Raw genomic sequence first — 25,106 nt, 5'->3', positions numbered from 1 at the left:
ATTCCTCATTAATACTTTTTTCATTTCGACATTCAACATTCTACATTCAACATTCTACATTCATTATTCTACATTCATTATTCGCCATTCTACACCGCCACTGGCGCCTTGATAGCCGGATGGCACTGATAGTTTTGCAGGGTGAAGTCTTCGAATTGGAAATCGAAAATATTTTTAACAGCCGGGTTAAGCTGCATGGCAGGCAACGGAAATGGCGTGCGGCTTAATTGCAGGTTCACCTGTTCCATATGATTACTGTAAATGTGCACGTCGCCAAACGTATGAATGAATTCACCGGGCTCCAGGTCGCACACCTGGGCAATCATCATGGTCAATAAAGCGTAAGATGCAATGTTAAAGGGAACGCCTAAAAATACATCGGCCGAGCGCTGATAAAGTTGGCAGGATAATCGCGCGCGGCCGCCATCAGGGGCCGGACTTACATAAAATTGAAACAGCACATGACAAGGCATAAGCGCCATGTTGGGCAGATCAGCCACATTCCAGGCGCTCACGATCATCCGGCGGCTATCGGGATTGGTCTTGATCTGGCGAATAACATCACTGATCTGGTCAATGGTTTGAGCGCCTTCCGTGCCAGCCCCTGTAGCCCAGCTACGCCACTGCTTGCCGTAAACAGGCCCCAATTCTCCCTGCTCATTAGCCCATTCGTCCCAGATGCTTACCCCGTGATCTTTCAAATATTTAATATTGGTCTCCCCTTTCAGGAACCACAACAGCTCGTAAATAATGCTTTTAAGGTGCAATTTCTTGGTGGTCACCAATGGAAATCCCTTCTGCAGGTCAAAACGCATCTGGTATCCAAAACAACTGGTAGTGCCGGTTCCGGTGCGGTCTGATTTATAAACGCCGGTTTCTTTAATATGCTTTAAAAGTGCCAGGTACTGCTCCATGGCCGCAAGGTACGAAAACGGACAATGGTTACCGGAGGGAGAGAGTGGTGTGGGGAGAGAATGTGGATTCGGAATGTGCTAATTAGCTAATGTGATAATCAAGTACGTGGGCAGTAGCGAAGGTTAATGGTGAGTGGATAATAAAGTCGCAAGCTGCACGCTGCAAGCGAATACAGCCAGATACAGTTGGCCTAAAGCGTTTGGCTTAGGCCTCGTTGCCTTTATGCCTTGCTGCCTAGTTGCCTTTTCACAGGTAACTGGTAACCCCAAAAAAGCAGTTAGTTTCGGCCTTAACCCGGAAACCGGAACCTGGTAACCGGTGACCATTAATGGTTCGAACCAGCCAGGTTAAATCCATTCCCATTTACCACATGGCCATTCGATCCGTTGGTACCATTTAACTTGGTGCCGTTTTGCTGCTGCGCAGCAGGCGGATTGCTCAACGATTTTGACAGATCGCCATAGATCTTCGACAACAATTGGTTATTGGTGATCAGTTTACCTTCGAGGTCTTTTGTTTTTTGTTGTTCGCGGTTCAATGATTCCTGCAGCGAGGTGATCATATTTTGTTTATCATCCAGCACCAGTTGCAATACTGCCTGTTGCTGTTGTACTTCATGCAGGTTGCGCTCCAGGTTCTCAATATGACCTGTTTTAGAACGCAGGTTATCCTGGTGCTGCCTGTTCTCTTCGCGACTGCGTTCAACAGCCGATTGCCAGGCGGCAACTTCTTCACGTTGCTGTTGCAACTCTTCTTTCAACGCATGCATTTCGCGCTCGAAATTATCTTTCTGGGTTTGTGTTTGTTGCACCTGCACGGTTTTATCAGCGGCTTCTTTTTCTATTTCCCTGAAAGTTCTAATGCGTTGCTCTAACTGGTTCTGTAAAAATTCGATCTGTAATTTCTTTTCCTGCAATACATCCTGCAGGTATTGTTGATCGGTGATCTTATTCTTTAATGTTGCTTTTTCCTCTTCAGCTTTTGAAAGTAACAATTGCAATTCCCTGATCTGCTGTTCGTAGTTGCCGTGCTTTTGCTCGCCGCCTGCCTGTACCTTCTGTTGTAATGCCGCCTTTTCATCATTCAACTGTTGAACTGTTTTTTGCAATTGCTGTAATTGCAAAGCCAGGTCACCCTTCTCATTCTTGTATTGCACGCCCAGTTCATCAACCTGTTTGGCAAAATAACGCTGTAATTCCTCCGATTCTGATTGCGCCGATTTTGCTGAATATTCCATGTTCTTCAGCAGGTTTTCGAGGCGGGTAACCTCAGCGGCATGCTTGTCTTTCTGATCCTGTTGGGTGCGAAGCTTTTCCTGTAACTGTTGAATGGTTTCCTGCAGTTGTTGCACCTGTTGCTGGCTTTGCGCCAATGCTTCAGGCACCTTTTGCTCACCCTGCGCCAGCTTGGCGTTAGCCTGTGCTGTTTCTAACGCTTGTTGCAATTGATTAACCTTCAATTTATACCCGTTAATTTCCAATTGCACACGGGCAGAAGTATCATCATTTTGCTTTTCTGTACTATATGCTTTGTTGAGAAGATCGGAGTATTTTCCTTCCAGTTCGCGAAAGTCCTGTTCGAGGGTTGCGTAGTTTTCGCGATAGCGGCGCACTTCCTGCTCATACTTTTTTATGAGGGGTTGATTATCGGGGTTAGTACCACTCGCTAACCAATCAGGAACCTGGGTTGCGTTATTGTCATTGGCTTCAGCGGCCACCACCGTATGAAATCCACCGCCTTCCATGTAAGCAGGTTCACCCCCTTCAGCATTCCTCCTCTTACGTTTGTAATGGAAGAATGTGGTAACGAGGAATGCAATGACAGTACCGGGGATGGCAATCCACAGTACAATCTGCAGAAACTGTTTTAACTCGTACATGGAAACGAGCAGGAATCGCAACATATTAGAAAGTTTTAGGTACACGTTTAGCTTTCAGAAACGAGATGGTTTCAGAGGGACGGTTGGATTAATATGTTGTACTACGGTGTGGGGGGTATGGCAAGGCTGGTTACTTGCATAACTACTTATAAAAAACTGGTATAATACATTCCTTATTGTGCATCGTTGACATTAAAATTCGGAACAGTTTTTTAGAAAGCAGTTGTAGTCACGTAATCAGCAACTGAATCAAGGCTCAATAATAATACCAAAAAAAGGTTAAAACAAGCATTGGGCGCTTGTTTTTTCCACAATATTCAATGAAAAAATACGGTCGTGATTAACACATGCAATCTTTCGCACATATGATTTTAACTGTAGGAATAACAAAAATTTAAAGATTCGTAGGGGTATCATAACTTTCAGTTGTCTCTTTTTATAAAACTTGTTGGAAGCATTTATATTTGAGGCGGATTATCAACGTATTAAAGTGACTATCCCCAATACAATTACTACCATTAAACCGCTGGCGACCAACAGCGAAAAGGAATTTGAACAGCTTTTTAAAGAACACTTTAAAAGCCTGTATGCCTATGCTTTCTCTATTTTGAAGAATGAAGCTATTGCCGAAGAAACAGTTCAGCATGTCTTTTACAAAATATGGGAGAAGAAAGTACCCGATACTATTCAAACATCGCTCAAAGCTTATCTATATAAGGCAGTCTACCATGAAAGCCTGAACTATCTGAAACACCAGAAAATAAAAGCCCGGTACCAGGTTCATGTTATGCATCAGTCAAAAAACCATATCGATCAGGGTGCATCGAGGAAAATTCTGGTGAAAGAACTGGAAGAAAAATTGCGCGATGCGATGAATGCCCTGCCACAGCAATGCCGTACCATTTTTCAGTTAAGCCGCTTTGAGGGATTGAAATACCAGGAAATCGCCGATCAGTTAGGTATATCGGTAAAAACAGTTGAGAACCAGATGGGCAAAGCATTAAAACAATTACGCATAAAGCTGATTGATTATTTACCCATTTTTATGTTAGCACTATTATACATATGACAAAAATCACACATAATAAATATCAAATCCCAAATTCAGACCCGGTTATTTGCATTTACCTGATCATTGAAATTTGTTTTTTGGAGTTTTATTGGTTCCCTGCGGTGGCGGGGAGGATTGAGTTTTGGAATTTTTTCTTTGGATCCTTGAATTTGCCTTTTGGAATTTTTAAAATTTACCCTTATTGAAAAGCTATACTCAACATATGGACGATCTGCTGGTAAAACACCTTACCGGTGAGGCTACGGAAGCAGAAATGCTTCAGGTGGAACGGTGGCTGGCTAACGATGAGGCGAACAAACATTACTTCGAACATTTTAAACTGATCTGGGAAGAGAGCATTCAGTTGGCCAGCACAGCTCAGGTAAACGAACAGGCTGCCTGGGAACGATTTCAAAACCGGGTACAGGAAGGATCATTTACCAAAACCAGGAGCACCATTATATGGTCAATGAACAGCCCCCTCATGCGGGCAGCCGTAATAGCGGGCCTCATCATAGGCATTGCCGTGGTCACTTATTTTCTGTTCAACAACAATCCCGGAACAGTGGTTGCCATGGCTACCATCCAGGCAACAAACACCGTTAAGTCCGACTCACTGCCCGATGGTTCTATCGTAACATTGAACAAACACTCACAGGTATCTTATCCCGAACAGTTTACCAACGATAAAAGAGTATTGCAGTTAAATGGTGAAGCATTCTTTAAAGTGAAACCCGATAAAAAGAAACCATTTGAAGTGCATACCAACAATGTGACCATTACAGTCGTAGGCACTTCTTTCAATGTGAGAAGTCGCGGCGATACCACTGAAATAATCGTAGAAACAGGCATTGTTGAAGTAGCTACAGAAAAGCAAACCGTTGTGTTGAAAGCCGGACAAAAAGCGTTTACCGGGTTAAATGAAACCATACTGCAAAAACAAGCCAATACCGATCTCTTATACAATTACTATCGCAGTAAAAAATTCGTATGCGACGAAACACCATTATGGAAGTTGGCGGAGAAATTAAATGAGGCGTACGACGTGCACATCGTTTTCGAAAACGCAGCATTGCGCAACCAGCAGCTTACCACTATTTTCGATAATGAACCGCTTGACAATATTCTCAATATTATTAAGTCAACTTTCAATATCTCTGTAATCAAAAAAGAAGGACAAATTATTCTACGCTAACTTGCACGCAGAATTAATAACCATGACAAAACTTCGTGGAGCTCTGTCTACGCTTATTGGATTATTTTGTCTCACCATCACTACGCACGTAAATGCACAAAACCTGCTTGATAGAAAGATCTCTATTGAAGTAAGCAATCAACGTTTGTCTGAGGTATTGAAACTGATCAGCAGCAAAGGGAACTTTTACTTTTCCTATAACAGTAGTATTATAGCACGCGATAGCCTTATTTCGTTTTCAGTGGCCAACAGATCTGTAAAACAGATATTGGATCAACTTTGCGGTAACAAATACAAATGGCAACAAAGCAACAATTACATCATATTACGCAAAGCACCCATAACTACCCCTACCCTGGTTACCAGTCAAACACCCACTCCCGAAAAATTATATACGGTTACGGGTTTTATATTGAATGGTGAAACCGGTGAAAAAGTGGGCGACGTGACCGTTTACGAAAAAGAACGACTGGTGTCAACCATGTCGGATGATAAAGGCTATTTCAAAATAAAATTAAAAAGCCGGTATAGTACAGCTTCGCTTACCATTAGCCGGGAAATGTTTGAAGACACCACCGTTGTTATACAACCAAAATATGATCAGCAGGTAACTATTGTAATGACCCCGGTAGTACCCAGTGAACCGGTGGTAACCATAAGTCCTATTGAAAATGAACTGCCTGATACCATTGTTGTAAAACCACCCACCGATATATTGGCAACCATGTCGCTGGCTAAAGAAGAAGTTAACCGGGTAGAAAAAACGCGCTGGGGAAAACGCCTGTTATCAGCCAAACAAAATATACAAAGTATCAACCTGAAAAAATTCTTTGCCGACCGAACCTTTCAGGTATCATTAACACCCGGGTTAAGTACGCATGGCAAATTAAGTGCGCAGGTAGTGAACAACTTCTCCGTTAACATGGTAGGTGGTTACACTGCAGGCGTAAATGGCATTGAATTAGGCGGCGCCTTTAATATCAATAAAAAAGATGTGCGTTACCTGCAGGCGGCCGGGGCGTTGAATATTACCGGCGGTTCTGTTACAGGCGTTCAACTGTCGGGTTTTCACAATAACGTACTGGGAAATGTAGAAGGCTTGCAGGCATCAGGCTTTTCGAATTTTGTAAAAGGCAATGTGACGGGCGTGCAGTTAAGCAGTATTCATAATCACGTATCTGGTTCATTGACCGGTATACAGGCCAGTAATTTTTCCAACTTTATAAAAGGGAAGCTCATCGGTTTGCAGTTGAGCAACATTCATAATGTTTGCTACGATAGCGTATTTGGTATGCAAGCCGCCAGCATAGTGAACTTTGCGCATAAAAAAGTGTCAGGCGTGCAGCTTGCCGGCGTTATCAATTTCGCTAACCGGGAAATGAGCGGTGTGCAGATAGGAAGCATATTCAATTACGCTAAAAAATTGCGCGGCGTACAGATCGGGTTGATAAATGTATCTGATACTTCTGCCGGTTACAGCATCGGATTGATCAACATTGTTTTCAAGGGATACCACAAAATTGTATTATCAACCAATGAGGCATTAAAGTTCAATGCTGCCTTTAAAACAGGCAACAGCAAACTGTACAGCATTTTACTGGCAGGTTATGGAAGAACCGGCCGTGGATGGGAAAGTGATGATACATCCAGAATCATTTCACTTGGTTATGGATTGGGGCATGAATTTTCCGTCGGAAAAAGATTTAGTATAAACCCTGAGTTCACCTCGCAATTCCTGTCCTTTGGTGATAATTATGACGATGTTAATGTAATGAGTAAATTTCACCTACAATTCAACCTTAAATTAGGTAAATATGTATCGTTGTTTGCTGGCCCATCTTTTAGCGTATACTATTCTGAACAAGTAGAAAAGTCAACCGGATTTCAATTACCACTTCCAGCATCCTATCACACTTTCGACCTATGGGAAAAAGATGTAAAGGGCTGGTTTGGCTGGAATGCCGGCATAAGCTTTTTCTAAACTACCTTATTATTTTTCCAATTGAACATAGGGGGATAAACATAGTTGGTTGTCATACTGCAAAGATATTTCTATGATAAATTGGAAAATTGCAGTGTGCCTTGTAGCGTGTTCAGGATGGAAAAATAGTACCTATGCACAATCAACGACCAGTCAACAAAAAAATATACATGCCCCTGTACGCATTGCATTTGTACCAGGTTTAAGCTCGCAAGGAAAAAACGACAAGCACACTATAAGCAATCTTTCGTTGAATGTACTAGGCGGTGCCACCGGTGGCGTAAATGGCGTTGAGCTCGGTACTCTGTTCAACATCAACAAAATGAATATGCAGGGTGTTCAGGCAGCAGGTTATTTTAATATTACCGGCGGTGATGTGAATGGTTTACAAATGGCAAGCTTGTTCAATAGTGCGAAGAATAATCTGACCGGTATTCAATTGAGTGGCAAAATCAACTACGTAAAGAAAAATAGCCGTGGGCTACAGGCAGCCGGATTATACAACCAGGTTTCCGGAAGCATTACCGGAGCACAACTGGCAGGCATCTGCAATTATACCCGCCAATCGGTAACAGGCATGCAACTGGCAGGCATTGCTAACATCAATAATAGCAGCATAAAAGGCATGCAGTTATCAGGCATCCTGAATTATACTAAACACTTAAAAGGTTTACAACTCGGGCTGATCAATATTGCCGATACATCTAATGGCTACAGTATAGGATTAATAAATATTGTGAAGAAAGGCTACCACAAAATAACCCTTAGCTCCAATGAAGTATTGAATACCAATCTCGCCCTTAAATCGGGCAATGCAAAATTGTACAACATTTTATTAGTGGGCGTCAACGCCGGCGGCGATGAAAAAAGCTTTTCTTATGGATACGGCATCGGTCATGAAATAAAAGTCGGAAAGCGGTTTACCATTAACCCCGAGATCACTTCACAATACCTGTATCTCGGCGACTGGGACTATACGAATCTGTTAAACAAATTCCAGGTACTGGCAACCGTTAAACTGGCGCCGGGCATAGCCCTCTTTGCCGGACCTTCCTTTGCTGCGTATTATACCGATCAAACCGATGCGGTGAAGGGATATAAATTCCTGGTCCCCAACGATAACTATAACAACTTTAAGCTCTGGAACGACAACTTTACCGGCTGGATTGGATGGACGGCGGGAATAAGTCTCTTATAATATTGAATATCGAATGTAGCATATTGAATGAAGAAGTGAAAACAAGGCTGAAGGCTTAAAGCAGAAAGCTTAAGGCCAAACGATTAAGGCAAACTGTATTTGCTTTCAGCTTACGGCTTGTAGCTTGCAGCCCACTTAGCCTATTACTTATTACAAATTTTCCATCGACATAGGGGTATACACTAACTTAATTGTCACACTCCAAACGAACAACCCATGAACACCAACAAAGCGATCACCTTGCTTATGGCAGGTATGCTGTACGGCATATCAGCTATTGCACAACTAACACAAAATATCAGAGGTACGGTAATCGACCAGTTACTTCAAACCCCGATAGCTGGCGCAACTGTTGTAATTACCGGCACTGATAAAAAAGTGATCGCCGATTCCACGGGTAATTTCAGAATACCGAATGTGACAGCAGGCACCCACACCCTGTTGATCTCTCATATCAATTATTCAGATGCGCTTGTCAGCAATATAATCGTGAACACCGGCAAGGAAGTGGTACTGACCATTGCCATGGAAACAAAAGTAAAAACCGAAAAGGCCGTAGTAGTGACTGCTGGAAGTAAAAAGAACAGACCACTCAATGACATGAGTGTTGTAAGCGCCCGGGCATTCACCGTAGAAGAAACACAAAAATATGCGGCGGCGGTAAATGACCCTTTGCGGATGGTAACCGGCTTTGCCGGCGTGGCCAGCGCCGATGATGGTGGCAATGATATCGTGATCAGAGGTAATGCGCCTACCGGTTTGTTATGGCGCATGGAAGGCATTGATATTCCTAACCCCAATCACTTTAGCGAAGCAGGCAGCAGCGGGGGCGGTATTTCCATTTTAAGTTCGCAGTTATTAGCCAACAGTGATTTCATAACCGGCGCCTTTGCTTCTGAATATGGCAATGCATTGAGCGGGGTATTTGATCTGAAGCTCAGAAAAGGCAATAATGAAAAAAGGGAGTATGCGCTGCAGGCAGGATTATTGGGTTTGAACGCGGCTGCAGAAGGACCGCTATCTGCATCGCATAAAGGCTCGTGGCTGGTCAACTATCGCTATTCTACTTTATCGCTACTAAACAATATGGGATTAGAGCTGGGAGAAGGCATTACCAATTTCCAAGACCTTTCTTACAACATCTATATCCCCACTAAAAAAGGAATTTTCACCGTGTTCGGTTTTGGCGGACTTAGTTCACAAAACCAACGCGTGGAAACCGATAGTTCTAAATGGGAAATGCAGGATGACCGGTACGCCGGTAAATTTGTTGCGAATACTGGCGCTACCGGCATCACGCATACAATTCCCATCGACAATCAAACTACGCTGAAATCAGCACTTGCCTTTTCTTATACGTCCAATTCTTTTAATGAACAGTTTGTAGAGACCAACAAAGTAGTAACAGATTCATACAAGGATAATTACATAACCAAAAAGATCCTGGTTTCTTCCACGCTCAATCATAAAGTAGATGCCAGCAACGCAGTGCGCGCAGGCGCCTATGTGAATTTCATCTTCTTTAAATATTATAAGCTGTCGAAGGAAAATCCCAATGCGCCTTTGCTTGAAACCATCAATACAACCGGAAATACGCAAACCGTACAGGCCTTTATACAATGGCAATACAAACCCTTTAACAATCTCACGTTTAACATGGGCATGCATTACCTGGCCTTGTTGTACAATAATTCCGGCTCAGCTGAACCAAGAGCATCTGTAAAATGGGACCCGGATACAAAAAGTTCGCTGGCGTTTGGCTATGGTTTACATAGCCAGCTACAGGCATTGGGCGTATACTTTGCAAAAGATGTTAATAGCGGCCTTCCCAATAAATACCTCGACCTTACCAAAGCGCATCATCTTGTTCTATCGTACAGTCGCCTGGTAGGACGAAAGTTGCGGGCAAAAGCCGAAATATATTATCAGCAATTATTCGATGTACCGGTAACAGTTGCCAGCAACAAAACATTTTCAACCCTGAATATTCAAAACGAATTTATAACCGACCCACTCACCAATAATGGAAAAGGAAGGAATTATGGCATTGAGCTAACGCTGGAAAAATACCTCGACAATTATTTTTATTACACGGTGAATGGTTCATTGTATCAATCGAAATATACCGCAGCAGATGGCGTGGAAAGGAATACGCGGTATAACGGCAATTATCTGTTCAACACCGTATTCGGCAAAGAATTTCCACTGGCTGGTCAACGCAGGGTATTGGGCATCAATTTCAAAATTATTTATGCCGGCGGGTACCGCACCACGCCCATCGACCTGAATGCATCACAACAGCAGGGATATACCATTTACAAAGAGAAAGAAGCATTCAGTTTGCAGAACTCAGCCTACTTCCGGCCCGATTGCCGCTTCAGCATTAAATGGAACCGTACCCGATTAACCAGTACGCTCTCGCTCGACATACAGAATGTAATAAACCGGAAAAACATTTCCGACCAGGGATACGACCTGTTGAAGAATACAACAGTCACCAATTATCAAAACGGAATTATTCCCGTATTGAACTATAAAGTTGAATGGTAATCCCCTACCCTTAAGCATACACATTTCTCAAAACCAAATACGTCAAAAATGAAAAATTTCTATTTAGCCCTTTGTGTTGTTTTATTATTTGTTGTTTCTACCTCCTGCGAAAAAGTGGTGGGCAAAGGCCCGGTAGTAACTGAAACCCGCCAAACAGCCTCTTTCGAAGGCCTGGAAGTTGAAATACCGGCTGACATTTATTTTACCGAGGCCCCTGATGCTAAAATTGAATTACATGCCCAGCAAAATATATTAGATGAAATTGAAACCCCCATCATCAACAACACCCTGCAAATTCGTTTCCGACATTCCAATACCCGTATTAAAAGTAATGATGGTATTTCCATATATGTGAGCGGCCCTAATGTACGTTCGCTTACAGTAGACGGCGATGGCTACCTGCAGGTACCTGCTCCTTTTACACCATCCGACCTCCATTTAGAGGTTAATGGCTCAGGCAGCATTCGGGCTAACAACGTAACTACTTCCAGACTTAATGCCAGCATTGACGGTTCAGGAAGTATTAATGTCAATAGCGGTAATGCCAATGCAACCAACCTCAACATCAGAGGAAGCGGATTACTGGATGTATCGGGCGCAATGGCGAAAGATGGAATTGCTAATATAAAAGGATCCGGCAATATAAGATTGTTTGCCACAGCAACGCTGGATGCCCGCATTACAGGCAGCGGCACTATCTCTTATAAAGGTTCACCAGCCGTTACCACCCATGTTACCGGTTCAGGCACTGTAATACATTTCTAAAGCGGCAAGCGTTGTTACACTAATACAACTATTTTTTGAAACAAAACAAGAGGTAACAAAAAGATAATCGAAACTTAATACAGGACAATATCCTACTGATATAAGGGCGATAATTATTAACAAATTTTGCGTTTTTTCCACATTACGTAAATAAAAAATGCACACCGCACTTTCCTATAATGAACAGGTATATTTTTGGCGCAGCAATATGAGATTGCCGTAATAATTTCTTAACCCACTAATTGCCGCATTATGAAATGGGTGTATGTTAACCAGCCTTCTGCTTATATTAAAAAATACCACTTAACAGAAGGCAACGATACTAAACTGGTAATGAAGTACAACCTCGAGCAACAGTCTGTACGAATAAGTAGCGAAGAAAATCACCGGCTCTTTTTTATTAATAAAACAGGTCTATGGCATAATAAAACCATCCTGAAAAATGAGTATGGGGTAGAAATTGGCCGGCTGTTATTTGACAAAGCACATGGGACCGGTATTATTGAAATGGAAAGAAAAAAATATTACTATACGTTCCAAAACAACACAGAACTGGTAATATTTGAACATACCGTTTCTCATCCGTTGGCTGTTTGTGACCTGTCATCAGCACCCTCTTTCACTTCGGTGGCCGCTAACAAATACAGCAGTGAAGAAAGCGCCTGCTTTTTGCTGGGCATATGCTGGTACCTGTTTCCGCTTACGGCTACCGAGCAGCTTGAATATGCCGGCGCTACTACTGTAGCCTAAAGAACAAACATCGCCTCCTTTATATTATAACCGTGCCACGGTTCCAAACCGTGGCACGGTTTGTTTTTTATCGTACAAATAGGTTTTGAAGGATTGTTCGCTTATTGCCGTTATTAATAATTATAAAATAAACGCCCTTCTGCAAACCGGCATAATCTATCGGGAGCGTATAAGTTCCGGGCGCATATGTTTTGTTGGCTATTGCTTTCACCATTCGACCATCGGCCGCATAAAGGTTCACCATTACTTTTTGCCATTCTGCCACTCCGAACCGTAAGGTAGAAGCTCCTGTTGTTGGATTAGGCACCACCATGGGCGCGAATTCCTGAACGTTAATTCCTGTAATGGGCGCCACAGTAGCCATCCTCGTACCGGTAGCAGCGCTGCATAATGCTTCTGTTGGATTGTTGCCGCTTATTTCTATCCAGTCGATCATCGCAAATTCAGAAGAAACAGTTGTTTCAAGCCTGATCTTGTTAGCACCTGCAACCAGAGTAACCGGCACCCAGGCGGTAGTAGTCCAGGTATCCCAGGTAGCTGTTTTGGGGAATGCTACGCTGGCATACACCTGAGTGCCATTCACCAGCACCCTGGCTGTGGTAGCACTTTGTGAGCCGGCATTGGAATACCGCCAGCGAATATTATAGGTACCTGCCGCACCGGCGCTTGTTGCCCAGGTGATACCCTGGCCGCTCGAATTGCTCAGGTTAATATAATAGCCACCATCGGCCCCGGCATACGTACTTTGTCTCGATCCATTGGCGCTGCAATAACCTGTACCCGTACCTGATTTATCATCAATACGCAAGATGGTACCGCTGTTACTGGTGGTAAAGTTGGCGGTAACGCTGGTATTGGCATTCATAGTAACCGAAGTAGTGGTACTGGTGCCGCTGGCGCCACCACTCCAACTGCTGAAGGTATAACCAGATGAAGGCGAAGCAGTCAACGTAACCACGGTTCCGGCAGCATAAGAAGTTGCATTCGGACTACGGGTAATAGTACCACCTGCACCTGGACTAACTGTAGTGGTGAGGGTATAAGTAGTACCTGTGCTGGTAGTAAAGTTGGCGGCAACCGTTCTATTACCGTTCATTGTAACATTTATGGAAGTAGATGTACCACTCACATCACCACTCCAACCAGTGAAGGTATACCCACTGCTGGCTGTTGCAGTAAGCGTAACCACAGTGCCAGCGTTGTAAGAGCTGGCATTAGGGCTGCGGCTAACACTGCCGCCACCGGATGGTGTAACGCTGGTAGTAAGCGAATAGGTAGTGGCTGTACCGCCAGATTCAATAGCACCAAGATCAGGTGAATTACCATTATAAGAAATTCCGGTAGAAGTAACACCGCCATCAACCAGGTCGCTACCTGAGGCCAGGTTTAAAAATCCATTCGTTGTGGGGCTGGCATTGGCGCCTGGTGTTAAAGTAACAAAGTCAGCGGCAGTAACAGTAAAGCCACCAGCAGCACCCTGAAATGAATTAGGCGCTGTTGCTGTACCAATAATGCGATCGTTTGAGCCACTCAAATACGATAGATTATTTTTAAACACACTGGTACCGCCATCGAAATTGAAATTGCGTTCCGCATTGTTGTATCCGGTGTTATTGGTCATTTCAATGGTACCCAGGTTCCTGTTGTAAGTAAAACCATGTTTGCCGTTGCTAAAAGCCACGCACCTTCTTACAATATGATTCACCGAAATATCTTCACCACCCAGTTTAAATCCGTTCTTATCGCCATTACCAGAAGTAGAACCATCCGTTAAAATACCGTTTGAGTGTGCAATACAACCTTCGAGTGTAACTGCACCAATGGGTCCGGTATCAGATTTCGTATACAGGTCCCAGCCATCATCGATGTTATGGTGTGAAACGCAATTGCGGAAAACATTTCCGTTACCGCTGGTAAGCTTGGCAGCAAAACCATCTGCATCTTCATTGTCAGGGTCTTTATTATCGTACGATTCACAATTTAAGATCAGGTTATTACTGGGCCACTGGCTAATGGAGTTATAAGAAGTGTTATACCGGCTTAACTGCAATCCTGAATCTGCATTCCTTCTGAAAATACAGCTCTCAATGGTATTATTATCTCCCGAAAGCAGTATACCGTTATCACCCGCGCTTTCAACAATGATACCTCTAAAATGCCAGTAACTTCCATCCAGCACAATGCCCCGGTTAGAAGTGGAAATAGCCATACCCGCAAAACTGATAACAGGCACTTCACTGGCATAGGCAAATACTTTTTTTGTAGCAGATGCAGTGCCGCTGTTCGATTCTGCAATAACAATGGTAGATGTAAAACTATACGTACCGCCGCGCATATAAATAGTACCACCGGCAGTTACAGTGGCCAGCGCGTTTGCCAAAGTAGTTGGCGCTGAAATGGAGGTCCCGGGACTGGAAGCGCTCCCGGAAGGTGAAACATATAAAACCTGTTGGGCATAGGCCCCAACATAAACAGAAAATAAGGAAAGCAATGATAATAGCATTTTTTTCATGTTACAAGCTTTAGATAAATAATAAAAGACAATCGTTTTAAGCAGAACGAAAACACTAAACGCTAGCCCTCAACAATATGCGTTCGGTATTATGTAAACCCGACCGATCATCGGGGCCAACATTAGGCGTTTCGTGTTAGGCAAGTAAATGCCGAACGACGAGCGCATTGGCTCGCGTTAAGTAAATGCTGAACGCTGCGTTCTGCGTTAAGCGTTAGGAGTTAGGCGTTAAGCATTTAACACCATTTCGAATGAAACAGATAGAGCAGCCAGATAGCAGATATATGCCTATTACAGGGCGAGTGGTTCCACTAAAAATAATAAGCAGGCAATCGCTATTAGCCATAACGGGATCAGGTAAACGGGCCGGATAAATACTAATCTGGGTAATTGTAGAAATGTTGGGGATGGGTATTTAACTAATGGAAAGTTAAAAAAGAAGTCAATTATAACAATTGTATGGAAAGATATTATTTACGCAAACGTTCCCGGACATGTAATAAGCAGACCTAACCATCGCGGAACAGTTCGGGGCCCAGCCGCTTCAAATCAGATATCAATAACCGATAATTAAAAAAGGGCATTTTCCTAACAAAAACAGCAAAAAATATTGATATAGCATTCGCTTTAATGACAAGGGGGATTTTGCTAAAATTGTGACAATAAAATCTAAAAATTATAAGACTTTAGAATTCATTAACAGGCTTGTTGCGCGCTGGGGCTTTAAAACTTTTTTATGTTAATATGAATAGCTCTTATTTCATTGACAATGAACCTATACAACAGGGCGGATTGTTGCCTTTAACATTTGCCAATTTTATGGCACGCTTTTTCAACTATCTATTCTGTGTTGATGATCATAAATTGAAAAACCTAAAACACAGAAATTATGAAAAGTATTTTTTACACAACCACAGCAGTAGTAGTAAGTGCAGCCTTATTGATGTCTTCGTGTAAAGACAATAACAGGCTTGCATCGGAGAGCATACCGGTAACACCGGTTTCTGTTACAGCATCGGAATATGCTGAGTTTAAAGAATGGAAACAACAGCAGCAATTAGAAAATACTACCAAAACCCGTACAACCGCAACTGCCCGGCCAGTTGTTGTACACAAGCATTATACGGTGAACAAAACAACGCCTGCCGTTCAACCTGTTAAAAAGAAAAAAGGCTGGAGTAAAGCGGCCAAAGGAACGGCGATTGGTGCTGGCGCCGGCGCTGCAGCAGGTGCGCTAATTGTTAAGAATAACCGGGCTTTAGGTGCAGTTATCGGCGGTGTTGTTGGTGGCGGCGTAGGTTATGGTGTAGGTCGTTCTATGGATAAAAAAGATGGGAGATATTAAAGAAAGCTGTAAGCCACAAGCTGCAAGCTTTAAGCTGAAAGCAGAAAGTAAATACAGCTTCGCGCTAGCCCAAATGTTGAAAGCGAAAGCACGATTATGACCGACTTTAAATAAACAAGCCCCGACATTGCCGTCGGGGCTGTTTTTTATTGGTTTAATGGAATTGCGTGTTTTGTATACCTGGAACTTATCTGAACTTTAGGCCACTTGCCCCTGATTTATGATCGACAATAACATATTATTTAAATCTGAAAAGGGTGCGTCTTTCGCGACAAATCCGTCTGCCCCCAATTGAATTCCTTTATTTATATATATGCTGCTGTCTTCCATGGAAAAGAAAATGATCTTCATTGCCGGCCACTCTTTCTTCAAATGAACGGTGGTTTCCAAACCATCCATTACCGGCATGTTGATATCTAGCACACATACGTCGGGAGTGCTATTCTCATGTAACTTATCCAGGAATTCCTGCCCATTCTCTGCCTCCATTACTACATTGTAACCCAATGAGTTGAGGCGGAACTTTACACTTTCACGGATTAAGGCGTTGTCATCTACAACTGCGATGGTGATAGGGAGTTCTTTTTTCATAGTTACTTCATTCTTTTTTTCAAAATTTCGCGCTCACGAATCGTTAATCAGGTTTAATTTGGCGTATCACCCCAAAAGGTGAGTATTTGCCTTTATTAGAATACACCGGAGTGAACAGTTCGACAAAAGATTTTTTCAGAAAGGCAAAAAATGAATAGTTTTTCATTTTTTCCTAAGTATTTGCACTTATAAAACAGCCCAGAAATGGCAAAAACCATGCTAACCTCGGCCAATTCCCACCGCTCTTAAGATCTTCTTTTCCCCAAACCGCTTTTTTACACTGTCGATGGCCTGGTACAGGTTTATCATTTCCTGGGTATCGTCGAACAGGCTGATCTGGTAATTGCCGGGAATGAGGTGGGTGAACCTGATACCCAATAACCTCACAAGTAATCGCCGTTCGTATAACTTATTGAATAACTCCTGGGCCGTTTTTAATAATATATGGTCGGCATTGGTGTAGGGAATAGTTATTTGCCTGGTGAAAGTTTCAAAATTCGAATACCGCACCTTAACTGTAACACAACCAGTTAGCTTATTCTGCTGCCGCATCTGGAAAGCTATTTCCTCGGTCATCCGCACCAACTGGCTGTGCAGGAAGCCCGTATCGATGGTGTCTGCCTGAAAGGTTGTTTCTGTTGAAATGGATTTCTGTTCGTGGTACGGAATAACCGGCGTTTCATCAATCCCATTTGCTTTTCGCCACAGGTCAATGCCCGACTTACCCAGTAAATTCTCCATCATTTCAACCGGTATTTCACTAAGCACTTTTACCGTTTCCACGCCCATCTTTAATAACTTATAGCCGGTTTCCTTGCCCACGCCCGGGATCTTTATAACACTGAGCGGCGCCAGAAAATCTTTTTCATTCCCAAAAGGAATTTCCAGTTGCCCGTTTGGCTTTACCTCGTTGGTAGCCACCTTGCTCACCAGTTTATTGGAAGCAAGTCCCCAGGAAATAGGCAGACCGCTTTCTTTATTGATCCTTTTCTTTAATTGATCGGTGAACTGCAGGCACCCGAAAAATTTATCCATTCCGGTTAGATCAATATAGAACTCATCGATACTGGCTTTTTCAAAAACGGGCACTGCATCTTTTATTACCTCGGTAACCAAGCGGGAATATTTGCTGTAAGCCTCAAAATCACTTTTTATGATAATAGCGTCCGGGCATAACCGCCGGGCGATTTTCATAGGCATGGCGCTATGAACCCCATATTTACGCGCTTCGTAACTGCAGGCCGCTACTACTCCCCGATCACTGCCACCGCCTACCAGCAACGGTTTGCCTTTTAATTTTGGATTTCGCAATGTTTCTACCGATACAAAAAAAGCATCCAGGTCAAAATGGGCAATATGTCGGTCTTTTGATAAAAGCATTATGGTTATACTATTTTATAGTATCGTAACTACGTTTTTTAAATCCCACCTTTATCATTTTACGCGCCTCAATGCTATACACACCAAAATCATCTACCACCCTGCCGGTTACTTTATAAAAACCGCCGCTGTGCATAGGATACGTGCGAGCAGCATCGGGAAAGTGTACCGTATCTACCCAGTCAAGGTCTTTATCAATAAAAGTTCCGAAGAACATAACATCATTATTTTTTGTTTGCACATGCTTTTTGGCAATAAAATAAACCAGCACCGTAACTACTTTGTGCAAATGCTTGCCAATGTCTTTTGCGGGTAGGTATTTATCAGGGTCTTCATCAACCATGGCAAAAGGGCTCGATAGCGTAAAACCCAGGATCTCTTTTTGATCATACAGATCATCAATAGCGTTATCGGTCAATGCAGGCAGCGTAAACTCGATCGGTTTTTCTTCAAACAAAGAATCGCTGACCGGTATATGGGTTTTATTTTTTTTCTGCAGAAAATTAGCTTCCCACAACAATTGCTTTTTTGTTTTACCGGTAAACCGGAAGGCGCCAATACTCACCAGTATATTGAGTTGCTCCAGACCTATGTCGGTTCGCTCAATAAAATCCTGTAAATGCAAAAACACGCCGCCTTCTTTGCGCTCTTCAATAATTTGTTGCATTGATCTTTCCTGAAGCGCCTTAATATGTATAAAACCCGTATATACTTCATCGCCTTTTATGGAAGTATAAATATCACTGTTGTTGATACAGGGCGCATTGATAATGCCACCCGCTTTCATCAGTTCAATAAAATATAACTCAGTTGAATAGAAGCCACCGAAATTATTGATCACGGCTACCATAAACTCTTTGGGGAAGAAAGTCTTTAGATACAAACTCATATAACTTTCTACAGCAAAGCTGGCCGAATGCGCTTTGTTGAAGCTATAACCGGCAAAGCTTTCCATCTGCCGCCATACTTCGTGCGCCAATTCATCTGTATGGCCCAGTTCACGGCAATTGGACAGGTATTTTTCTTTAATATGCCTGAACTTATTGTTCGACCGGTATTTACCACTCATGGCCCGGCGCAGGATATCGGCTTCGCCCAAAGACAAGCCGGCAAAATAATGTGCGATCTTTATTACATCTTCCTGAAAGACCATTACGCCGAATGTTTCGCTCAAATGTTCTTCAAAAAGCGGGTGCAGGTAAGTTACTTTATCGCGGTTATGGAACCGGGTAATATACTCCCGCATCATGCCCGACTGCGCTACCCCCGGCCTGATGATAGAGCTCGCCGCTACCAATGTTATATAGTCATCGCACCGGAGTTTCTTTAACAGTTGCCGCATTGCCGGCGATTCTATATAAAAACAACCAATGGTTTCCGCCTCTCTTATCTGCTTTTTAATGGCCGTATTATGCCTGAAGTTTTGGAAATCATGAATATTTACATCTATTCCTTTATTGGCTTTTATCAGGCGCAGGCTTTCCTTTATATGCCCCAAACCACGCTGACTGAGTATATCAAACTTGTTAATGCCGATGTTCTCTGCAACAAACATATCCATCTGGGTAGTGGCAAATCCTTTGGGCGGCATAAACAACGCGGCATATTCAAACATAGGCTTCTCCGTTACCAGCATGCCACAGGGGTGTATAGAAATATTGTTGGGAAAATTCTTCAACAGACTGCCATACTGTAATATGGTCCGTTGAATTTTATCAGTAGGTTGTGTAGCGCGTTGCAGGCTCTTAATTTCTTCCACCGGCAATCCGAATACTTTTCCCAGTTCCATAATAATGGCATCATGCTGAAAAGTAGTATAAGAACCCAGTAAGGCTACATGATTCTTTCCATACCGCTTAAAAATATAATCCATAATGTCGTCGCGGTCGGTCCAACTGAAGTCAATATCAAAATCAGGCGGTGAAGTACGTTCAGGATTCAGGAAGCGTTCAAAATAAAGATTCAACTCAATGGGGTCCACATCGGTGATGCGAAGACAATACGCTACAATAGAGTTGGCGCCACTCCCCCGCCCTACGTAATAAAATCCGCGCGACTGAGCATACCATATCACATCCCAGTTGATGAGGAAATAGGAATTAAAACCCAGGTCGTTAATGATCTTCAATTCTTTTTGCAGCCTTGCCTGGGCCACTTTATTTTTTCTTCCATACCGGGCCATCAATCCTTCAGTAGCCAGCTTCTCCAATAATACCCGGTCGTCTTCGGCAGTTGCGCTAAAGCATTTTTTATTTTTATCTACCTTAAAGTCCATATCAATGCTGCAGGTATCCAGTAACTTGTAGGTATTGGTTACAATAGCGGGAAATTGCCTGAACTGTTCGAGCAATGCAGCCGGAGAAATAAAAGTTTCATCGGGCGAGGCCTGTGCTTCAACAGGCAGTTTTGATAACAGGGTGTTCTTGTCTATAGCACGGAGCAACCGGTGTAAATTGAAATACTGCTTATTTTGAAAAGTTATGGGTTGCCGCACCACCAGCTTATGTTCAAACTTTTTCCAGTCGGTGCCAAACAGTTTATTTAACTCAGCCGCCAGTATGCCGATATATTCACCAGGCAACAGATCACCGGGAGCTTTTCTATCAAAGGGATAAATAATATATACATCATGGCTGTTTTGAAAATAAGCTGTTGCATGGTCAGGAAATTTTATTTTATGTTGTAAATGAGATGATAAAAACTCGTTGATGCACGCAAACCCCCGGTTGTTCCTGGCAATTAAAATATAAAGCAGCTCATCTTCATTTCTGATCTCAACACCTACAACCGGTTTAATGTCTTTTTGCTTACAAAAATTTACAAAGTCCCAGCTATCGCAGGTACAATTAATATTCGTTAAAGCCAATACATGTATGTTATGCTCTGCAGCGGTGTTTACCAGTTCTTCTGTAGAATAAGTCCCGTATCGCAAACTAAAATATGTTCTGCAATTTAAATACATAATGCCGCGTTGCTTTACACCAAAGCTACAGCGATTACTAAGTATTTTAGCATATCAGAAACTAACATTATTAGTGTATAAAAATTAATATGAGCATCACATTATAGTATGTAAGGAGTAATTAAACTGCTAAAAATGAAGCGTGTACTACATTGTAAAGCCGGGAGAATAGTATTTTGAACAGCAGACTTTGTAATTAAAATTGTTACAGGAGTTGTAGAAAAAAGTACAATTTGTATTTTTTGTAAGATGTACTTAAAAACAGGAAGCAGGAAATAAGATATCAATTTCTGATTTTTAGATTTAGAGATTTTATGATTTCCGCTGGTTTAAACTTTCCGAAAATCTCAAATCCCGAAATCTCAAAATCCTTAACATCTTACTTCCTACTTCTTACTTCATACTTCTCAGTGTTAAAACATAAAAGCAACACTCATAAGACTAATTCGCTTCCGTATACTTCTTAAAGTTGTCCAAAATCGCCTGCCATCCGGCCTGTTGCATTTCAACAGAGTTTTGGCTTTCCGCATCAAACGTCTCCACTATTTTGGTCTCATTTCCATTTGAGGTGAAATGAACGATCACTTTTCTACCATCGCCCATTGTATATTCAATCAACTCATTAGTTTTTACATCGTCATAAACGCCGCCGAAGTCAAAACCAAAGCTGCCATCTTTGGCTTCCATTCTTGTAGAAAATTTGCCGCCAACCCGCAGATCATTTTCAGCCCTCGGCGTATGCCATTCTTCAGTAGCGGTGCACCATTTTGTAATGTGCTCGGGCGATGACCATATTGCCCAAACTTTTTCAACGGGAGCGTTAATATTACTTTCTACCGTGATTTTTGTTACATTAGTTGTTTCCATTTTTTTGTTTTTTTATTGTTTTATAAGATTGTTATTCATTGACAAAGCAAACTTACCACCAATTCTCAAAACCCATGCTGTGTAAAAGGGACAAATGAAGGGGTATTTTGCGACTTTTGTGTTTACCTGACACGCATGGCGGTTTTTATCTATAAACCGGTCAATTAAACACCTGTTCGAGCGAACAACTAACCTATACAAAAATAATGATTGCAATGCCAGCAAACCACTCACCCCAATGCAACTGCGCTAATTGTCATGACCATGAAATAAGTCGGGCAGAAAAGAAATTACACATTGAAATTTCTGAAAACAGCCGACGTGATTTTATAAAAAAAGCCGGCTTGTTGGGACTAAGCCTGGGAATAGGTGGCGGATTGGTTACAGCCCCCCTGGCCGCCTCAGCACTGCACGACGAGGAAGCCGCTTACAAAGCAGGCGGCATGCAGCGCAACAAAGCCGTACGTAATGGCAAAGCCTCCCTGCTAACTTTATTACATACGGCCGATATTCACTCGCAACTCATGACACACGATGAGTTCTTTATTGAAAACGGCAAGCCAACTTTCAAAAAGCGGGGTGGTTTGGCTAACCTTAAAACAATGATCAATACTTTGCGCAATCAAAACGCAGCCAATACCCTGGTCATTGATGGTGGCGATTGTTTCCAGGGCAGCGGCATTGCAGCGCTTAGTGAAGGAAAAGCCATTATACCGCTCATGAATAACATCGGGTACGATATTATGCTGCCAGGTAATTGGGAAGTTGTATATGGCAAGGAAATGATGATGAAAGATATGTTTGCTTATCACGGATTGAAAGTGTGCGCCAATATGTATCACGACACACAGGATGAAATGAAAGGCGACCTGATCTTTCCCCCATATTTTGTAAAACATATTGCCGGCATCAAGATCGGGTTTATCGGGTATAACGACCCGCTTACCCCAAAGCGGCAATCACCCGCTTATTGCGACGGTATTAAATTCACCCATCCTGAAACCAACGTTGCCAAATACATTAAGATATTAAAGGAGTATGAACAGTGCCAGATGGTATTTCTTTTAACCCACATGGGACTGGCGCAACAATTTGGGTTATCTAATAAGCTACAGGTAAAAGGAGCAGATTATATTTTAGGCGCCGATACCCATGAACGGTTGCGTAAACCGATACAAGGCGCTTATGCAAAAGTAACAGAACCGGGCGCCTTTGGTTCCTTCATAGCAAAACTGGATATCGTTGTTGAAAATGGCATTATTAAAGACCATACCTATCAATTGCTTGATGTTGATCCGGAAAAGTACAAAGCAGATGAAGAAATGAAACGGTTGATCAATAAAGCCAATGAACCCTATAAAAAAGAACTGAGCCGCGTGATCGGTAAAACAAAAAAACCGTTGATGAGGTACTACGTGATCGAATCGCCCATGGACAATTTTATCACGGATGCTATTATGTGGAAATTCAAACCAGACATCGCATTAAGCAATGGATTCCGGTTTTGTCCGCCCTTGCTTCCCGACCCCGCTACCGGCATGGCCGATATTACCGTTGATTATTTATGGAGTATGCTGCCCGTAGATAGTGAAGCCAAAAAAGGTTCTATAACCGGTCATCAATTGTGGGAATGGATGGAAACAGAACTGGAAAATGCTTTTGCCAAAGACCCTGCCAAACGATTAGGAGGTTGGGTGGTACGGTTCAAAGGCATGGAGGTGAACTTTACCTTAAGCAATGATGCTGGCAAACGAGTAAATTATATTAAGGTGGGAGGAAAGCCAATTGATCTTACCAGGGAATACAGTTTTATTGCCTGTGAACGCGAAGGTGACCCCGACACCACCATTTGTAGAATGCAGGGAGTTAAACAACCCAAATTACTCGGGCATACCATGCACAAGGTCATTGAAGAATACCTCGCACAACACTCACCTATTGCTCCCATTATAGAAGGCAGATGTACCGCAACAGATGCACCTGCCACCTTGCTTACCCAGGTAATGGGATTGGGTTATGAGTTTAGATAAAAGAAAAATGGAGAAATGTAATCAGTTGATACATTTCTCCATTTACTAAATTAAGTATGTTAATTCATGCCGGCTATATTAACCTTTTCCCTGTTGTTTTTTCAGGAAGGCGGCCAGCGCCTTGATACTATCTGAATCAATATAATCAACACCCAGCTCTATCACTTTCTTCCAGGCATCATCAAAATCGGGCACATTCCACAAGCGCACCTCTTTGCCTAAACCATGCGCCTTAACGATTAACTTTTGCAATTTTTCAAAAACATTCTGAGGGATTGGACCGGTACCCTTCCAGCTTGAATAGTTGATAAAGTTATCGCTCAGCATAACCATACGGCTAAGCGCATCTTTGGTATAACGGATACTTAACAAACCATCAAACACCACAAATGAAGGATAAGAGATATACGTAGAGGGATCGGGTTTGTTACCACTGATCAATATCTTGAACTTTGGTGTGCGGGTAAGTTCAGGATACTTCTGTAATATATCTATTATTTTATTCAACGTTGGAACAGCATCAGATTTTATATCCAGCATCAACATCAATTTGTGCGAGGTATCGGCATATGGATATCCTTTATTGGTTTGAATGTAACCCTGAATTGGTTTCAGGTACAACTCTTCCAGTAAACGGTGTTGCGGAACATCTTTTTGCGTATGGGCTACGAGCAATTCATCATTAGCCAATATCACATCCACCTCAATGCAACCAAATCCCAGGTTGTACGCCGAAAATAAGGGCGCAGACTGCTGGTAGTCGTTGTGCGAATGCGCATTGGCTGTTGAATAAGTTTTAGGTTGAGCAAAGGCCGCGGTGTAAGAAAACGCAATGAAAAATAATAACTTTCGCATAATGGATTGGACTTTTTTTGCAGGTTTACGATTAATGATCATCTGGCAATTCGGATACCTCCTGCAATCGACGTGAAATGACTAGGGTGATGCAAATTAAGCGTAATTATCACACCTATTAACAAAAACAATACCTATTTACAGAAACCATCAATTCTATAGGTAAACTTTTGTAAGGGTAATCCATCCGGCGATGTTCCGGAGAGAGCTTGGGAATAAACGAAAACCTGTAAAATATATTGCGGAAAATACGCATAATTACCCGGCGCCATCGAATAAA

The 25,106-nt window shown here is 42.5% G+C and carries 17 protein-coding genes; 9 read left to right on the top strand and 8 right to left on the bottom strand.

Annotated features, from left to right (window positions below; all coding sequences use genetic code 11):
• Window positions 1-89: 89 nt before the first annotated feature.
• Together FAM09_RS08255 and FAM09_RS08250 are read right to left on the bottom strand one after the other, a co-directional pair.
• Window positions 90-914, bottom strand: a complete 825-nt coding sequence (locus FAM09_RS08255) for a thymidylate synthase (RefSeq protein WP_136576633.1) — start codon at window positions 912-914, stop codon at window positions 90-92.
• Between the two features lie 326 nt (window positions 915-1,240).
• On the bottom strand, window positions 1,241-2,818 hold the full coding sequence (locus FAM09_RS08250; protein ID WP_136576632.1) for a coiled-coil domain-containing protein: 1,578 nt from the start codon (window positions 2,816-2,818) through the stop codon (window positions 1,241-1,243).
• Between the two features lie 424 nt (window positions 2,819-3,242).
• On the opposite strand from FAM09_RS08250, the gene FAM09_RS08245 reads away from it, so the two are divergent.
• The 7 genes from FAM09_RS08245 (at window position 3,243) to FAM09_RS08215 (ending at window position 12,284) form a co-directional block, all read left to right on the top strand.
• Window positions 3,243-3,863, top strand: coding sequence for an RNA polymerase sigma-70 factor (locus FAM09_RS08245; protein ID WP_208025512.1), 621 nt, complete (start codon window positions 3,243-3,245; stop codon window positions 3,861-3,863).
• A gap of 184 nt (window positions 3,864-4,047) precedes the next feature.
• On the top strand, window positions 4,048-5,040 hold the full coding sequence (locus FAM09_RS08240) for a FecR domain-containing protein (RefSeq protein ID WP_136576631.1): 993 nt from the start codon (window positions 4,048-4,050) through the stop codon (window positions 5,038-5,040).
• Window positions 5,041-5,062: 22 nt separating this feature from the next.
• Entirely contained in the window at window positions 5,063-7,021 is a 1,959-nt protein-coding gene (locus FAM09_RS08235; protein ID WP_136576630.1) for a hypothetical protein, read from the top strand.
• Window positions 7,022-7,094: 73 nt separating this feature from the next.
• On the top strand, window positions 7,095-8,219 hold the full coding sequence (locus FAM09_RS08230; protein WP_136576629.1) for a hypothetical protein: 1,125 nt from the start codon (window positions 7,095-7,097) through the stop codon (window positions 8,217-8,219).
• Window positions 8,220-8,435: 216 nt separating this feature from the next.
• Window positions 8,436-10,769: a TonB-dependent receptor gene (locus tag FAM09_RS08225; protein ID WP_208025511.1), complete on the top strand. Its 2,334-nt coding sequence runs from the start codon at window positions 8,436-8,438 to the stop codon at window positions 10,767-10,769.
• A 48-nt stretch (window positions 10,770-10,817) separates the two neighbouring features.
• Window positions 10,818-11,534, top strand: coding sequence for a head GIN domain-containing protein (locus FAM09_RS08220; RefSeq protein ID WP_136576628.1), 717 nt, complete (start codon window positions 10,818-10,820; stop codon window positions 11,532-11,534).
• Between the two features lie 252 nt (window positions 11,535-11,786).
• The gene (locus FAM09_RS08215) at window positions 11,787-12,284 is read left to right on the top strand and encodes a hypothetical protein (RefSeq protein WP_136576627.1); all 498 of its coding nucleotides are present in this window, start codon (window positions 11,787-11,789) and stop codon (window positions 12,282-12,284) included.
• Between the two features lie 67 nt (window positions 12,285-12,351).
• Here FAM09_RS08215 and FAM09_RS08210 read toward each other — a convergent pair whose 3' ends face one another.
• Window positions 12,352-14,796 carry an InlB B-repeat-containing protein gene (locus FAM09_RS08210; RefSeq protein ID WP_136576626.1) on the bottom strand — a complete coding sequence of 815 codons (2,445 nt, stop codon included), beginning with the start codon at window positions 14,794-14,796 and terminating at the stop codon, window positions 12,352-12,354.
• 889 nt (window positions 14,797-15,685) lie between these two features.
• Here FAM09_RS08210 and FAM09_RS08205 point away from each other — a divergent pair.
• Window positions 15,686-16,141, top strand: coding sequence for a glycine zipper domain-containing protein (locus FAM09_RS08205; protein WP_136576625.1), 456 nt, complete (start codon window positions 15,686-15,688; stop codon window positions 16,139-16,141).
• Window positions 16,142-16,339: 198 nt separating this feature from the next.
• Here the strand turns inward: FAM09_RS08205 and FAM09_RS08200 are convergent, their stop codons facing one another.
• The 4 genes from FAM09_RS08200 to FAM09_RS08185 all read right to left on the bottom strand — a co-directional run bounded on the left by FAM09_RS08200 (window position 16,340) and on the right by FAM09_RS08185 (window position 21,941).
• The gene (locus FAM09_RS08200; protein WP_136576624.1) at window positions 16,340-16,732 is read right to left on the bottom strand and encodes a response regulator; all 393 of its coding nucleotides are present in this window, start codon (window positions 16,730-16,732) and stop codon (window positions 16,340-16,342) included.
• 219 nt (window positions 16,733-16,951) lie between these two features.
• Window positions 16,952-18,112 (bottom strand): DNA polymerase IV, encoded by a 1,161-nt coding sequence (gene dinB, locus FAM09_RS08195; protein ID WP_136576623.1) that lies wholly within the window; start codon window positions 18,110-18,112, stop codon window positions 16,952-16,954.
• Window positions 18,113-18,122: 10 nt separating this feature from the next.
• The gene (locus FAM09_RS08190) at window positions 18,123-21,074 is read right to left on the bottom strand and encodes a DNA polymerase III subunit alpha (RefSeq protein ID WP_136576622.1); all 2,952 of its coding nucleotides are present in this window, start codon (window positions 21,072-21,074) and stop codon (window positions 18,123-18,125) included.
• Window positions 21,075-21,515: 441 nt separating this feature from the next.
• Window positions 21,516-21,941, bottom strand: coding sequence for an SRPBCC family protein (locus FAM09_RS08185; RefSeq protein WP_136576621.1), 426 nt, complete (start codon window positions 21,939-21,941; stop codon window positions 21,516-21,518).
• Window positions 21,942-22,156: 215 nt separating this feature from the next.
• Here FAM09_RS08185 and FAM09_RS08180 point away from each other — a divergent pair, with 215 nt between their 5' ends.
• Window positions 22,157-23,971, top strand: coding sequence for a bifunctional metallophosphatase/5'-nucleotidase (locus FAM09_RS08180; protein WP_136576620.1), 1,815 nt, complete (start codon window positions 22,157-22,159; stop codon window positions 23,969-23,971).
• Window positions 23,972-24,049: 78 nt separating this feature from the next.
• Here FAM09_RS08180 and FAM09_RS08175 read toward each other — a convergent pair whose 3' ends face one another.
• Complete coding sequence (locus tag FAM09_RS08175; protein ID WP_136576619.1) at window positions 24,050-24,826, bottom strand: PI-PLC domain-containing protein; 777 nt, start codon at window positions 24,824-24,826, stop codon at window positions 24,050-24,052.
• Window positions 24,827-25,106 lie beyond the last annotated feature (280 nt).

Origin of the sequence: Niastella caeni, from assembly GCF_004834005.1 — a bacterium.
In the GTDB taxonomy this organism is placed as follows: Bacteria; Bacteroidota; Bacteroidia; order Chitinophagales; family Chitinophagaceae; genus Niastella; species Niastella caeni.
The sequence above is the reverse complement of the archived record's forward strand: the minus strand, read 5'-3'. Positions and strand labels throughout refer to the sequence as shown.

Excerpts from the sequence above, each read along its gene's own strand:
- FAM09_RS08185 (WP_136576621.1), bottom strand. The coding sequence starts at position 21,941 with ATGGAAACAACTAATGTAACAAAAATCACGGTAGAAAGTAATATTAAC.
- FAM09_RS08250 (WP_136576632.1), bottom strand. The coding sequence starts at position 2,818 with ATGTTGCGATTCCTGCTCGTTTCCATGTACGAGTTAAAACAGTTTCTG.
- FAM09_RS08225 (WP_208025511.1), top strand. The coding sequence starts at position 8,436 with ATGAACACCAACAAAGCGATCACCTTGCTTATGGCAGGTATGCTGTAC.
- FAM09_RS08205 (WP_136576625.1), top strand. The coding sequence starts at position 15,686 with ATGAAAAGTATTTTTTACACAACCACAGCAGTAGTAGTAAGTGCAGCC.
- FAM09_RS08210 (WP_136576626.1), bottom strand. The coding sequence starts at position 14,796 with ATGAAAAAAATGCTATTATCATTGCTTTCCTTATTTTCTGTTTATGTT.
- FAM09_RS08200 (WP_136576624.1), bottom strand. The coding sequence starts at position 16,732 with ATGAAAAAAGAACTCCCTATCACCATCGCAGTTGTAGATGACAACGCC.
- FAM09_RS08190 (WP_136576622.1), bottom strand. The coding sequence starts at position 21,074 with ATGTATTTAAATTGCAGAACATATTTTAGTTTGCGATACGGGACTTAT.
- FAM09_RS08255 (WP_136576633.1), bottom strand. The coding sequence starts at position 914 with ATGGAGCAGTACCTGGCACTTTTAAAGCATATTAAAGAAACCGGCGTT.
- FAM09_RS08175 (WP_136576619.1), bottom strand. The coding sequence starts at position 24,826 with ATGCGAAAGTTATTATTTTTCATTGCGTTTTCTTACACCGCGGCCTTT.
- FAM09_RS08220 (WP_136576628.1), top strand. The coding sequence starts at position 10,818 with ATGAAAAATTTCTATTTAGCCCTTTGTGTTGTTTTATTATTTGTTGTT.
- FAM09_RS08215 (WP_136576627.1), top strand. The coding sequence starts at position 11,787 with ATGAAATGGGTGTATGTTAACCAGCCTTCTGCTTATATTAAAAAATAC.
- FAM09_RS08235 (WP_136576630.1), top strand. The coding sequence starts at position 5,063 with ATGACAAAACTTCGTGGAGCTCTGTCTACGCTTATTGGATTATTTTGT.
- dinB (WP_136576623.1), bottom strand. The coding sequence starts at position 18,112 with ATGCTTTTATCAAAAGACCGACATATTGCCCATTTTGACCTGGATGCT.
- FAM09_RS08180 (WP_136576620.1), top strand. The coding sequence starts at position 22,157 with ATGCCAGCAAACCACTCACCCCAATGCAACTGCGCTAATTGTCATGAC.
- FAM09_RS08230 (WP_136576629.1), top strand. The coding sequence starts at position 7,095 with ATGATAAATTGGAAAATTGCAGTGTGCCTTGTAGCGTGTTCAGGATGG.